This window comes from Paenibacillus sp. BGI2013, from assembly GCF_002843485.1.
In the GTDB taxonomy this organism is placed as follows: domain Bacteria; phylum Bacillota; class Bacilli; order Paenibacillales; family Paenibacillaceae; genus Paenibacillus; species Paenibacillus amylolyticus.
In genome coordinates this window covers 422,981-436,238 of sequence record NZ_PJFA01000003.1, presented here as the reverse complement: position 1 = coordinate 436,238, position 13,258 = coordinate 422,981, and the positions used below count along the sequence as shown (strand labels likewise).

The following is a 13,258-nucleotide window of genomic DNA, read 5'->3' as shown; positions in this document are numbered from 1 at the left end:
TCTATATTTACTTTACAGTTAGATTACTGAGAATTCAATACGATTCGGTGTGTATCGCGTGCAATTACCAATTCTTCGTTAGTTGGCACAACGAGAACTTCCACTTTGGAATTCGCTGTTGTGATCCGACGTGGTTCGCCGGAACGAATGGCATTCAGCGCTTCATCCAGTTCAACACCCAGATAAGTGAGCTGCTCACATACTTTTTGGCGAAGTACAACGGAGTTCTCACCTACACCAGCCGTAAAGACGATCACGTCTACACCGTTCATTGCAGCTGCATATGAGCCGATGTATTTACGCAGACGGTACTCGTACATTTCAAAAGCAAGCGTGGAGTTGGCATCGCCATTCTCCATACCTTCCGTAATCTCACGCATGTCACTGCTGATTCCGGAGATCGCAAGCAATCCACTGTGTTTGTTCAACATGGAGTTCACTTCGCTTACGCTCAGTTCTTCCTTGTTCATTACATAAGGTACGATGGCTGGGTCAAGGTCACCAGAACGCGTTCCCATCATCAGTCCTTCAAGCGGAGTCATACCCATCGAAGTATCCACGGATACGCCACCTTTAACTGCTGTTACACTACCGCCGTTACCGACGTGACAAGTGATAATTTTCAGATCTTCCACTGGACGATCCAGATATTCAGCAGCTGCCTTGCTTACGAAATCATGGGAAGTACCATGTGCGCCGTAGCGACGTACTTTATATTTTTTGTAAAGTACACGCGGAATAGCATACAGATATGCTTTTTCCGGCATCGTTTGATGGAACGCCGTATCGAAGACCATTACCTGTGGCACACCAGGCATATTTAATTCAGCCGCACGAATACCCATCATTGCTGCAGGGTTATGAAGTGGAGCCAAGTCGAACAAACGACGAATTTCAGCTTTGGCAGCATCATCTACCAATGCAGATTCTTTAAATGCTTCACCACCGTGAACAACACGGTGTCCAACAGCTTGAATTTCACTTACAGAATCCAGTACACCATTTTCTTTGTGAGTCAAAATATCAATGACTTTACGGATCGCTGTTGTATGCTCCAGAATCTCACTAACTTCTGTAACATCCTCACGGCCTGTCGGTTTGTGTGTCAGGATGGAGGAATCCATTCCGATCCGTTCTACCAAACCTTTAGCCAGTACAGATTCGTCAGTCATATTATACAGTTGATATTTGAGCGAGGAACTCCCCGCATTAATTACGAGTACTTTCACAGTCGGTCACCATCCTTGTCGTACTTGAAGAATCCTTCGCCTGTTTTGGCACCCAGGTGTCCTGCACGCACCATTTTCTTCAGGACTGTAGAAGGACGATATTTCAATTCTCCGAATTCACGGAACATTCTTTCGAGTGCAGCTTCAACAGAATCCAATCCGAAACGGTCAGCCATTTCGAGTGGTCCATGTTGGAAGTTGTATCCGATACGCATTGCATCATCAATATCTTCAGCAGATGCAACACCTTCTTGCAATACATGCAACGCTTCGTTAATCAGCAGGCAGATCAGACGGGAAGTTACGAATCCAGGGGATTCATAAATCATGACTCCTTTTTTGTCCGCTACTTCTTCAACAAAACGTCTGGTCTCTTCGAATGTTGTATCCGAAGTTTTCAGTCCACGAATAATCTCTACAAGATCAACCCGGGATACCGGGTGAATAAAGTGCATACCAATAACACGCTCTGGGTATTTGGTCGAGCTTGCAAGCTCGGTCAAACTCAGCGTGGATGTATTACTTGCCAGAATGACATTGCTTGGACAAACTTGGTCCAGTTGGCTGAATACTGCTTTTTTCGCATCCAGATCCTCTGAAATTGTCTCAATGACCATGTCGCAAGTTCCAAGTTCAGCTAAATGAGCTACCTTGGTAATACGGGAAAGAATTAATTTCTTCTCCGCTTTTGTAATCGCCCATTTCTCCAGTTGTTTATCCAGATTGGTTTCGATCATGTCATATGCATGATCCAGCTTTTGTGTTGTATGCTCCACGAGAAGCACATCAAGTCCTTTGGCTGCGAGCATCTGGGAAATACCTTGCCCCATCGTACCGCCGCCGACAACTCCTATTTTTTTGAAAAACATGGTTCTGCTCCATCCTTTCGGTTCTCTATTTCTCTATTGTACCCTGTTCGCCGAAAATTACAAATTTCGACCCAACATATAATAATATCTTAGCACGAGTGAAATGTAAAAAAAAATAACCAGCATAAATAAATTATGCTGGTAGAAGGGCACTGTCACGAAATTGACAACGAAATTGTTCGCCAGACAAAACTTCCTCACGAATCAAAATGTCGAGTGAATTGTCGAAAATTGTCCGTTGTTCTTCAAGTAACCGCTTTGTCTGCTCCATCAGTTCTTGCAGAATTAATTTATTCTCTCGCATCAGTTCCTCGGTTGTGACCATATCCATGTTCACAATCCCAAGTGAAGTCAACCCCGAAGCCATCATCGTCTGTACAACATTGGTTGCCTGATCAAAGTCATTGCGTGAACCCGTGGAACGACCACCGTAGTACATTTCCTCCGCAGCTGCTCCTCCGAGTGCAATCATGATCTGCTCTTCCAGAAAGCGCTTCGTATAGAGGAACTGTTCCTGTTGCGGGTTATGACGTACATATCCCAGCGCCTGACCACGCGGACTAAGTGCCACCTGACTAACACTGCCTGGACGAACGAGTTCAGCCATAATGGCATGTCCCAACTCATGAATGGCGACCCTTTTCTTCTCTTCCACGCTGGACTCACGGTCTGTCTTCTCACCCATCATGACTTTATCAATAGCCAGGGACAAATGCCGCTGTTCAATGTTTAACAGCCCGTCTCTCATGGCGTATATTGCTGCTTCGTTCATCACACTTTCGAGCTGTGCACCGGAGAAACCATATGATTCTTCCGCTGTTTTCTCCAGATTAACTTCCTTCAACAGAGGTTTGTTCACCGCATGCAGTTCCAGAATATGCTTTCTGCCCTTTTTGTCAGGCAAGTCCACTTGAATGTGGCGGTCAAAACGTCCCGGTCGCGTCAGGGCACTATCCAGCATCTCTTTACGGTTCGTTGCAGCGATAACCAGAATTCTTGGCGTATCGGAAGAATAGATTCCATCCATTTCCGTCAGGAGCTGATTGAGGGTCTGATCATATTCACGCTGTTGACCACCCTCACGTTTCCCCCCGATGACATCGATTTCATCGATAAAGATAATAGCGTTTTCCTTATTTTCCTTGGTGGCACGGGTTCTCGCGTCCTTGAACAAATCCCGAATTCTGCTGGCACCCACACCAACATACATTTCCACGAACTCACTACCCGATGCTGCTACAAAAATAGAATCGGTGTAATGGGCAGCAGCCTTGGCCATCAACGTTTTCCCTGTCCCTGGAGGGCCCGTCAGCAAGATCCCTTTTAACGGGCGAATCCCGAACTTCCGGATTTCTTCATGTTTGATCAGAAAGTCAAGCGCTTCACGCAATTCCTGCTTGGCACTGTCCTGTCCGCCAATTTCTTCAAAAGTAAGCTTGGAAGGTCCTTTTTTCTTCCGTTTACGTTCCTGTGCAGCGCCTACTGTAATCCCGCCACGCATTTGCATCATGAACAGCAAAGCTCCGACAAGCACTGCTGCAATCAGGATCGGAACAATATTAACACCAGTAAAAGCAAGGAAAATAATCAATACGGGAAAAAATCCGATGGCAACTTCTTTTGTCCACTTAGGCATTAGGCCACACTCCTATCTGACCGGGCACACGCGGCAGAATAATAAACTTGCTGGCATCTCCGTCTCTGAGACTGACATATACATTGTTGTCATCCATCGCTGTATTTACCTTAATTCCATTCGTCGCCATCTTGGACAACGTTGGTGTAATCTCGGTGTATTGCTTGTTCTCCATCGCCTGAGCTACGGTGAACATCGCATCCCCCCACCAACTTTCCAGTGCTTCACTGGAATGATCCACAACATCCAACTTTAGTGAGCGTGTTCCAATCAGGGTCTGTCCTTCTTTGTGAATATATTGTACCAGTCTGCCCAAATCAACATCAGGTTGCAGATCCAGTTTCAATTGTACGTCATTGCGGTTAATAGTTAATTGAACGTCGTTGACTCCATCGTACTGGGTTACCATTTTTTCAATCGGATTCTGCACAGCCACCTGACGATATACAAACCAACCTCCAAACAACACAACGGCTGAAATGACGGCAGTTAAAGCAATAGGCAATACTTTTAGCTTCAAGTGAATTACCCCTCCCAGAATTTGGCCCAACCTACTGGCTTATTGGTATATACGAATATGTGCACATTGACTCCTGCGAGAATTTCGACAGGATTATTTGTTTTTGAATGTAACTTTGAGTACATATCTGAGTATATCACATCGTATATACAATTTCGAAGGCGAAAATATGAATAAATTATTAATTTTAACTATTTAAATCAAATATATTTACAGGCAACACAAAGAACCGGTTCAGTCGGATATCCGTCTGCCGGTTCTTTCATTTCTTTACATTCTCTAGTTATGTCACTCTATTTGTTCTAGCTGTTCGGGAGTGTGTAGACCAGGTCCACCTGTTCTCCGTTGCTAAAACGATAAAAGCGATAGTGGTTATGCGTACCGTCTTTATAATACACTTGCCACACATATATTCCATTCACAACTCCGGGCATGATTCGTTTAATCTCACCGGCAGGAACTTCAGAACTGAAGCGATTGCGTATCTGCGCTTCGGACATGCCATTCTGCAGCAGCTCACTGTGTACAGCGTTTGCACCCTTAACCGGTTGATTGTTTGCGTCGAACTTAACCCAGACCATAACATCCTGGTTATCCTTGTTTTTGCCGATCAGGGTCCAGTAGATGTTGTCAGAGCCTTCTTTGTCTCCCCAGATGTACTTACGCAATTCATCATAGGATGTAATGCCCAGTTGCTCCTGTGCTGCTTGTATGGCGAGCGCTTCTTCCTTGCGTTGGTCCTGCGTGACATGAACGTAATAACGCTGAAGTCCAAACAGAATCAGAACCAGTGCAAGCAGCGAAATCCATATCCACTTCTTTTTTTTCTTCAAAAGCCGAACTTCCTTTCCCTATGATGCTGTCCTGCAATTAACGAGCAAGCAGACCATCAAATGCCAATTGAGACTCACGCAAAATGCGTTCTTCATCCAGCGTCAGACATTCGCCATGTTTCACTACTTGTTTTCCATCCACCCATACGTGTTCAACATCTTTGGCAGAAGCCGAGTAAATCGTATGTGAGATCAGGTCTGTATGTGGATAGAAATGTGCCTGTTCAATGTTAAGGGCGATAAAATCAGCCTTCATGCCAACCTGAAGTGCTCCGGTATTATTCAAGAAGATGGATTTGGCACCGTATGACGTTCCGAGTAATAACGCTTCGCCTGCTGGCACTGCCGTCGGGTCACCAGATACACCTTTGTGAATCAATGCAGCCAGTCTCATTTCCTCGAACATATCCAGGTTGTTGTTACTTGCTGGACCGTCTGTTCCGAGTGACACGGTAACTCCTGCTTTCAGCAACGCAGGTACCCGCGCAACACCGGAAGCGAGTTTCAGATTACTTCCCGGGTTATGGGATACAGCCACATCATGGCGGGCCAGAATCTCAATCTCTTCGTCATTCAGATGCACCGCATGTGCAACCAGGGATGGACGAGAGAAAAAGCCCAGTTTCTCCAGATGTGCCACAGGACGCAGTCCATAATCAGCCACGTTCTGCTCGACTTCACGAAGCGTTTCCGACATATGTGTATGAAGGGGAAGGTTTAGGTCGTTCGCGACCTGCACAAGCTTCTCTATGTAGTCAGGAGGGCATGTATATGGGGCGTGTGGCGAGATTACGGTTGTAATGCGACCATCTGCCTGTCCATTCCACTCACGTGCAAACGCTGCCGACTCCTCCAGCTTCCGCAATTGTTCTTCTTCCGAGCACAGCCCGATTACACCACGTGCCAGTGCCGCTCTAACGCCGGATTGCTCCACAACTTTGGCAACTTGATCCATGTGATCGTACATGTCCAGGAAAGCTGTAGTTCCGCCTTTCAACATTTCAAGCACTGATAGCGAAGTTCCCCAATATACATCTTCTGAAGTCATTTTCGCTTCCATCGGCCACATTTTTTCCTGCAACCATACTTGCAATGCAAGATCGTCTCCGTGCCCTCTGAGCAACGACATCGCTGCATGACCATGCGTATTGATCAGACCCGGCAGGAAGAACAGTCCTTTTCCATCCACTTTGGTACAATTTTTGTCTTCATCCGGCAATGTCTCACCAATATGCACAATCTTGTCATTCTCAACAACCATGTATCCTTGGACCACGTTCCATGTTGTGCCGCCTTCATTAACAGCAAATTTGCCATTGTGAATTACCCATCTATTTGTTGTCATCTTCCTCGTCGTCCTTTCCAGTATCCAAGTAATAGGCCAAACTAAGCAGATCTGTTGTAAAGTCAGCATGGTGAATGCGGATATGCGGCGGTGTTTTTAGAATGGTTGGTGCAAAATTAAGGATCGCTTCAATTCCTGATTCAATAAGCTGATCGGCTACATTTTGGGCTTCCGTATCCGGAACCGTGATAATTCCGATGCGAATGTTTTCCATTTTAACCGCTTCCGTCAATTCATCCATTGGTTTTACCGTCAAACTGTTGATTTGACTACCTATCTTCGGTCCATATGCATCAAATACAGCAACAATCTTCATGTTGTCTTTCAGATATGCGTTGTAGTTGGACAAGGCTTGACCGAGGTTACCCGCTCCTACCAGAGCTACATTAATTTGCTGATCGATTTTGAGAATGTGACGAATTTTCTCGATCAAATAGGATACATCATACCCGATCCCTTTACGACCAAAATCACCGAAGTAAGCCAGGTCTTTACGAATTTGGGCCGGATTCAGATCCAGCCTCTGTCCAAGCTCTTGAGAAGAAACAGTAGCCACCTCACGCTGATGCAACTCGTTCAAATAACGCAAGTAAACAGGCAGACGTCGTACCACCGCTTCCGAAATTTTATCCGATTTCATTCTTGCTCCCCCTTACCAAGGCCACGATAAAATAATAGATGAAAAGATGAGCATTCTGTATAAAACTCAAAGATAAACGTGACATTTTATACAGAATGCTCCTTGTAATTTAGGTTATAAGTTCTTACGTGCAACTACTTTAATCGGATACGGAAATATCTAATAAAGTTTAACGCCAAACGATAGTGTCATGCAATGATATAACGAACAAAACAACCATTATTTTTGTTCATTAGCAGGTTTTTCCAACCACTCGGTAATTCGTGGAACCATCTGCTCCGTGAGCATATGCTCCATTTTGGGTCCAGGTAATGAATATAAAAAGAATTTACCATAATACGCTTCAATCACCCGTGTATCATAAACAATGACAATTCCTCTGTCCTTTGCTGTACGTACCAATCGGCCAAATCCCTGTTTGAAACGAATGACCGCTTGTGGCACGGACAGTTTCATGAACGGATTTTTCTTCTGCTCCTGAAGCAACTCACTCTTGGCTTCCACCAACGGATGATTCGGTGGCTGGAACGGCAGTCGCACAATAGCGAGACAAGTTAACGCCTCTCCCGGGATATCTACACCCTCCCAGAAGCTGCTTGTGCCCAGAAGTACCGTTGCTTTGGCATCTTGGAACCTGCGAGTCAATTTGGAACGACTTCCACTGTCAACGCCTTGCCCAAGCAACGAGATGTCGTTGCCAGACAGTGCCTCCTTCAGCGGATCATAGACCTGTCGCAACATCTTGTATGAAGTAAACAGAACCATCATGCGTCCACGCGTAGCAATTGCCGTCTCTGCAAGTGATTGCACCAGCATATTAACAAAGTGCGCATCACCCACACTTCCCTTCACACTCGGGAAATCACGCGGAATCACCAGAAGTGCCTGATCGCGATAGTTGAAAGGTGATGGCAGCATCGACGTTAACAGCCGATTATTCTCAGAGGCTTCCTGTAAGCCAAGCTGCTCAATCATGAACTGGAATGACTTATCTACCGAGAGCGTAGCCGATGTAAGCACAACACTTTTCTTTTTGTCAAAAAATAAATCCTTAAGTTGGGCACTGACATCTACAGGTACGGCATACAGCTGAAGAGATTTACTGCGGAACTGACCGCTGGCTTCCATCCAGTACACCGTTTTGGCGTCATCCATACGCATGAAGAAACGTAGATTCTCCTTCAATGTGGTCAGATCTTTCAGCAATCCTGTAATGTCCGTGATCAGACTATCCGATTGATAATCATCCTGATCCTCTTTCACTTCAAGCAGCAATTTGTCCCCTTTGCGAACCAAATCGCCCAGAGTCACATAAATCTGGTTCTCCAGATCCTGCAACTCCTGCCATTTTGCAGGTTTCTGAGATGCTTTCAGACGCAGTGAAAATTGCCCCGTCTCTCCCGGTGAAGCATCACTTCGTTCAGGCAAGAGACCAAACAAGGCATCGCTCATACGATCCCACAGCTCCTTAACTTCAAGAGCAAGCGGGAACATCTGATCCACCATGGAGCCCCATTGCACCGAATTTTCATGCCCGGAAAACTGCGAACGAAGCATAGGTAGCTGACCATTACGACTGTCTTTAAATAGGCGGGTCAGTGTATGAACCAAGGTGAAATATTTCATATGCATTCCAAGATGTTTACCAGCGACATCCTCCAGATGATGTGCCTCATCGATCACAAGACTCTCATAGGCTGGCAGCAGCTGATGCGCGGCTTTCACATCCGTAAATAATTTGGAGTGATTGGTGATTACGATATCAGACAACCCTGCTTCATGTTTGGCACGATGGTAGAAGCATTTACGGAACCATGGACAGGATCTTCCCAGACATGATTCGGATTCACTCTGTACGGTCTCCCAGAAGTCCCCTCCGCGTCCGCTAAGGTTAAGTTCCTCATCATCTCCGGTTTCGGTCTGCGTAAGCCAGACGATCATCTGAGCAGCTGTGAAATAATCCTCTTTCGGTGTGGCGAATTCACGTTTATTGATTTTGTGTTCAAATTTGCGCAGGCACAGGTAATGTCCACGTCCTTTGAATACAGCAGCCTTAAACGGGAACGGAACCACTTGAGTCAGCATCGGAATGTCCCGCTCTCTCAATTGCTCCTGCAGATTGATCGTATGCGTGCTAACCATAACTTTCTGTTCTTGCTTCACACTTTCGTAAATAGCAGGCAACAGATACCCTAGAGATTTACCGGTACCCGTTCCAGCTTCGATCAAGAGATGTTTCTCTTCATCCAGGGCTTGCCTTACACTGCTGAACATCTGAGTCTGCGCTTCACGCTCTTCGTAATGATCCAGCGTATCCTTCAGGTTCTCCCGAACCTGGTCCATAAACTGTTCGAAGCTTACACCATCGAGGGGGTTAGCCTCCCGCTCATCGCGTGGTGCACCAATATCGGTCCAATCACTTACATTAAGAGCAAGCTGACGATAATAGGTATGTCCGTCCAGATCCTGAATCGGCTCTGCTTCCTTCTCACTGCGCATCCCGTCCAAGAACCAACCCAAGTCACTGTCTTCTGGTGCAAACAGGTCACTGAGGCGCTGAATCGTTATGAGCGGTAATTCCTTTAACTCATCCAGACACTTGAGTAGCACATAGGCTGTCGCCAGTGCATCACTGTCTGCCTGGTGAGGGCGATCATGTTGAAATCCAAATTCGGAAGACACATAACCGAGTTGATAAGAACCCAGTGATGGGAATGTGATCTTCAGAAAATCAATCGTGTCCAGAATGCGGCCAGTGAACGGCAAATAACCGCAACGGTCAAGAGCATTCTGCAAAAAGTGAAAATCAAAAGCGACGTTGTGTCCAACAAGCACCACATCATTAAGCAGCGGAACCATCTCCATCATCATCTCTTCGAGTGAAGGAGCGTCCGCCACATCTGCATCGGTAATACCCGTCAACCCCGAAATAAACGGGGGAATCGGTACACCAGGGTTCACATAAGAACTATATATTTGAGTTATGCTGTAGTCATGATCTATGATGGCAAGTCCGGCCTGTATAATCTCACCGTCGGACTGCGTGCCGGTTGTTTCGAAATCCAATACGGCAAATTTCATTGCAATGTACGGTCCCTTCCATTCCAGTCTATGTTACAGCATAGCAAAAAAAAGGGGATTTGAAAATTAACTAACAAAAAAGCGGTGTCCCCGCCGCTATGCCAAAGGAGGGAACACCGTTTTTTTGTCGCCGAATTCCCGCTTAATGAAGGGTCGTCAGCTGATTAGCATATTGCAATTTTCCCCTGTTCAACCTGCAAGCTTCCATGTTGTACAGTGGTTCGGTCAATGTCGGGTCATACTGAAGGGCCTGTGCAAAGAGTGAACATGCAGCTTCGGGATTCGCAAGCTTGACTTGAATACAGCCCAGGGCGTTACACACAAGCCCTTTCAAGCGAGGTGAACCTTTAAGGTACATGATCTGCTGTAAATGTGTTCCGGCTTCCGCCATTTGTTCCAGATTCAGATACGCCAGCGCCAGGTAAAAACGAGTTAATGCACTCTCCGGATGGTCGGTCACAACCCGGGAGAATTGCATGATCGCCTGCGGATACATCTGTAATTTGAAATAACCCTGACCTCGACTGAAACATTCCAGATGGAGTTCAGGCAGAGCGGTAACAGCTTCCTGTTCCGGTTCAAGGGAAGCAGGCTTATCCATCTCTCGCTCCCTCACCTGGCTCATCTTTTCTTCAAACATCAGCCATTCATCCAGCATTCCGTCACTCATCCGCTTAAGCAAGTTCCACTTTTGCAACAATTCTTGTTTGTTCAGGCCTTCAGCGGAAGGATAGCTCTTGATAATTTCATCTAACATGTCGTTCATTTCTGCGAAAACATGCTGGAACATCGATGCATCCCCACCCTTGAAAAAATGGATTAGTGCAGTGACCTGTACTCATTTTTTGCTTCAAGGGCCGATTTCATTCTCCTTACCAGTCGATTACATAATTGTTGCGTGGACTTCCTGTTTCATCGTTTGTACAGGTTTATTCTGTCCATCTACAAATACAACGGTTGGTTTGTGAGTATTTGCCTCTTCTTGCGACATCATGGCGTAAGAAATGATAATGACGTTATCTCCAGGCTGTACCAGACGTGCAGCTGCGCCGTTAAGACATATGACCCCGCTTCCGCGTGGTCCTGGAATCACATATGTTTCCAGACGTGCACCATTGTTGTTGTTCACAATTTGCACTTTCTCGTTTTCCATCAAGTCGGATGTTTCCATCAAGTCTTCATCTATGGTAATACTACCCACATAGTTCAAGTTGGCTTCCGTTACCGTAGCCCGGTGAATTTTGGATTTCATCAGTGTTCTAAACATGGGACAGTACCTCCGATTTTTGCAACCTTATATTGTCAATCAATCTTGTTTTTCCGAATTTCACCGCAAGTGCAATGAGCAGATCGTCACGGCCTTGAACTTCTTCCTGATCTGTGAGCGGCTCCAGACTTGGAAAAGCCTGAATCTCGGCGTAGTCGATAACGGCAAGCGGTGAGGTTGCAATGTGCTCGCGCAGAATACGACGGATATCTGCGGCTGTAGTAGCTACACCTGTATCTGCGGCTTCCTGAGCTGCACGTAGTGCCTTCGATAGAACCAAGGCCTGTGTGCGCTGTTCTGGGTTAAGGTAGACGTTACGTGAACTGAGGGCAAGGCCATCCTCTTCGCGAACAATCGGACAGGGTACAATTTCTACAGGCATATTCAAATCATTCACCATCTGTTGAATGACCGCAACCTGCTGAGCGTCTTTCATTCCAAAAAATGCACGCTGTGGCTGTACGATGTTGAAGAGCTTGGAGACTACAGTTGTTACCCCGTCAAAATGTCCTGGACGTGAAGCGCCACATAAGCGCTCCGTCAGTTTTGAGACAGATACGGTCGTTTGCGTTGCCTGTGGATACATCTCTTCAACAGAGGGAATAAATACGATATCCACTCCTTGTGAGCGTGCTGTTTCCACATCTCTGGCTTCATCCCGCGGATAGCTGTCAAAATCTTCATTAGGGCCAAATTGAATTGGATTAACAAATATGCTTAATACCACGATATCGCTCTGTTGTCTGGCTGCCTGCATCAAGCTTGCATGACCTTGATGAAGATAACCCATTGTTGGTACAAGACCTACAACAGACGCACTGGACCGAATCGCTTGACGCTTCAAACTTAGTTCCTGTCTTAACTCTGCGATTGTCCGTAATACTTTCATGAGTTACTCGCCACCTTTTCCTTGCGTTGTCCGCCGTACAGTTGATCCAGAACACCATCCGCCGCATTGAATACATGCTCTTCGGCCGGGAACGAACGATCTTTCACTTCTTTCACGTAAGCTTCGATGCTGGTTCTGATTAATGTACCCACATCTCCATAGGTTTTGACAAATCGTTTGGGCGTATACGGAGAGGCGTATTGAACCACATCGTGGAATACCAGTACCTGACCATCACAGCCTCGTCCTGCTCCAATTCCGATGGTAGGGATGGACAGTTCCTCCGAGATCGCCCGTGCAACTTCTTCCGTAACCAGTTCAAGCACAATGCCAAACGCACCTGCAGCTTCCAAGGCTTTGGCTTCGTCCATCAGACGTTTCGCATCCGCTGCATCCTTGCCCTGAATGCGGTAACCACCAATCTGATTAACCGATTGAGGTGTCAGTCCGATATGTCCAAGAACAGGCACGCCTGCTTGCACAACTGCTCTGACGGTGTCCGCTATCTCAACTCCGCCTTCCATTTTAACCGCATGGGCATGCCCCTCTTGCATCAGTCGACGGACACCCTTAAGCGTCTCATCCACGCTGCCATGATACGTCATAAAAGGCATATCAGCCACAATAAACGTCTTCTCAGCACCGCGCACTACGGAACGTGTGTGGTATACCATGTCGTCGATGGTCACCGGAAGCGTCGAATTATAACCCAGTACTACATTGCCGAGTGAATCACCAACCAGGATTAGATCGATACCTGCTTCCTCTGCGAGGAGCGCTGTTGGATAATCGTAAGCCGTGATCATGGTAAGCGGCACGCCATCCTGCTTATATTTTTTCATTTTCACAATATTCAACGCTTGTTTGTTCGCCATTTTTTCATGGCTCCTTTCTTCTTTTCAAATAAACGCAACAAAAAAAACCTTTTAGTTTTCCACTAAAAAGTCCC

Annotated in this window: 12 protein-coding genes; all 12 read right to left on the bottom strand. The window is 46.3% G+C overall.

The genetic code is table 11. The annotated features are described in order from the left end of the window. Nucleotides 1-23 precede the first annotated feature (23 nt). The gene (locus CXK86_RS09390; protein ID WP_036671987.1) at nt 24-1,229 is read right to left on the bottom strand and encodes an acetate/propionate family kinase; all 1,206 of its coding nucleotides are present in this window, start codon (nt 1,227-1,229) and stop codon (nt 24-26) included. Further along, nucleotides 1,226-2,098 (bottom strand): 3-hydroxyacyl-CoA dehydrogenase family protein, encoded by an 873-nt coding sequence (locus tag CXK86_RS09385; RefSeq protein WP_017687750.1) that lies wholly within the window; start codon nt 2,096-2,098, stop codon nt 1,226-1,228. The genes CXK86_RS09390 and CXK86_RS09385 overlap by 4 nt, the downstream gene beginning before the upstream one ends. 133 nt (nt 2,099-2,231) lie before the next feature. Further along, on the bottom strand, nt 2,232-3,734 hold the full coding sequence (locus CXK86_RS09380; RefSeq protein ID WP_047843540.1) for an AAA family ATPase: 1,503 nt from the start codon (nt 3,732-3,734) through the stop codon (nt 2,232-2,234). Then, nucleotides 3,727-4,254, bottom strand: a complete 528-nt coding sequence (locus CXK86_RS09375) for a hypothetical protein (protein ID WP_017687748.1) — start codon at nt 4,252-4,254, stop codon at nt 3,727-3,729. Before CXK86_RS09375 ends, CXK86_RS09380 begins: the two co-directional genes overlap by 8 nt. A 302-nt stretch (nt 4,255-4,556) precedes the next feature. After that, the gene (locus tag CXK86_RS09370; RefSeq protein ID WP_047843541.1) at nt 4,557-5,087 is read right to left on the bottom strand and encodes a DUF5590 domain-containing protein; all 531 of its coding nucleotides are present in this window, start codon (nt 5,085-5,087) and stop codon (nt 4,557-4,559) included. Between the two features lie 37 nt (nt 5,088-5,124). Next, nucleotides 5,125-6,432 carry an amidohydrolase gene (locus tag CXK86_RS09365; RefSeq protein WP_076250017.1) on the bottom strand — a complete coding sequence of 436 codons (1,308 nt, stop codon included), beginning with the start codon at nt 6,430-6,432 and terminating at the stop codon, nt 5,125-5,127. Beyond that, nucleotides 6,419-7,072 (bottom strand): redox-sensing transcriptional repressor Rex, encoded by a 654-nt coding sequence (locus CXK86_RS09360; protein ID WP_076250016.1) that lies wholly within the window; start codon nt 7,070-7,072, stop codon nt 6,419-6,421. The genes CXK86_RS09365 and CXK86_RS09360 overlap by 14 nt, the downstream gene beginning before the upstream one ends. A 219-nt stretch (nt 7,073-7,291) precedes the next feature. After that, the gene (gene dinG, locus CXK86_RS09355) at nt 7,292-10,153 is read right to left on the bottom strand and encodes an ATP-dependent DNA helicase DinG (protein ID WP_076250015.1); all 2,862 of its coding nucleotides are present in this window, start codon (nt 10,151-10,153) and stop codon (nt 7,292-7,294) included. A 142-nt stretch (nt 10,154-10,295) separates the two neighbouring features. Next, the gene (locus tag CXK86_RS09350; RefSeq protein WP_306068488.1) at nt 10,296-10,919 is read right to left on the bottom strand and encodes a tetratricopeptide repeat protein; all 624 of its coding nucleotides are present in this window, start codon (nt 10,917-10,919) and stop codon (nt 10,296-10,298) included. Nucleotides 10,920-11,036: 117 nt separating this feature from the next. Further along, nucleotides 11,037-11,420, bottom strand: coding sequence for an aspartate 1-decarboxylase (gene panD / locus CXK86_RS09345; RefSeq protein ID WP_017687742.1), 384 nt, complete (start codon nt 11,418-11,420; stop codon nt 11,037-11,039). Beyond that, a complete protein-coding gene (gene panC, locus CXK86_RS09340; protein WP_076250013.1) occupies nt 11,413-12,309 on the bottom strand; it encodes a pantoate--beta-alanine ligase in 897 nt (298 codons plus the stop codon). The genes panD and panC overlap by 8 nt, the downstream gene beginning before the upstream one ends. Further along, complete coding sequence (panB, locus tag CXK86_RS09335) at nt 12,306-13,184, bottom strand: 3-methyl-2-oxobutanoate hydroxymethyltransferase (RefSeq protein ID WP_076250598.1); 879 nt, start codon at nt 13,182-13,184, stop codon at nt 12,306-12,308. Before panB ends, panC begins: the two co-directional genes overlap by 4 nt. Nucleotides 13,185-13,258: the final 74 nt, after the last annotated feature.

Excerpts from the sequence above, each read along its gene's own strand:
- panB (WP_076250598.1), bottom strand. The coding sequence starts at position 13,184 with ATGGCGAACAAACAAGCGTTGAATATTGTGAAAATGAAAAAATATAAG.
- CXK86_RS09350 (WP_306068488.1), bottom strand. The coding sequence starts at position 10,919 with ATGAACGACATGTTAGATGAAATTATCAAGAGCTATCCTTCCGCTGAA.
- panD (WP_017687742.1), bottom strand. The coding sequence starts at position 11,420 with ATGTTTAGAACACTGATGAAATCCAAAATTCACCGGGCTACGGTAACG.
- CXK86_RS09360 (WP_076250016.1), bottom strand. The coding sequence starts at position 7,072 with ATGAAATCGGATAAAATTTCGGAAGCGGTGGTACGACGTCTGCCTGTT.
- CXK86_RS09385 (WP_017687750.1), bottom strand. The coding sequence starts at position 2,098 with ATGTTTTTCAAAAAAATAGGAGTTGTCGGCGGCGGTACGATGGGGCAA.
- CXK86_RS09380 (WP_047843540.1), bottom strand. The coding sequence starts at position 3,734 with ATGCCTAAGTGGACAAAAGAAGTTGCCATCGGATTTTTTCCCGTATTG.
- panC (WP_076250013.1), bottom strand. The coding sequence starts at position 12,309 with ATGAAAGTATTACGGACAATCGCAGAGTTAAGACAGGAACTAAGTTTG.
- CXK86_RS09365 (WP_076250017.1), bottom strand. The coding sequence starts at position 6,432 with ATGACAACAAATAGATGGGTAATTCACAATGGCAAATTTGCTGTTAAT.
- dinG (WP_076250015.1), bottom strand. The coding sequence starts at position 10,153 with ATGAAATTTGCCGTATTGGATTTCGAAACAACCGGCACGCAGTCCGAC.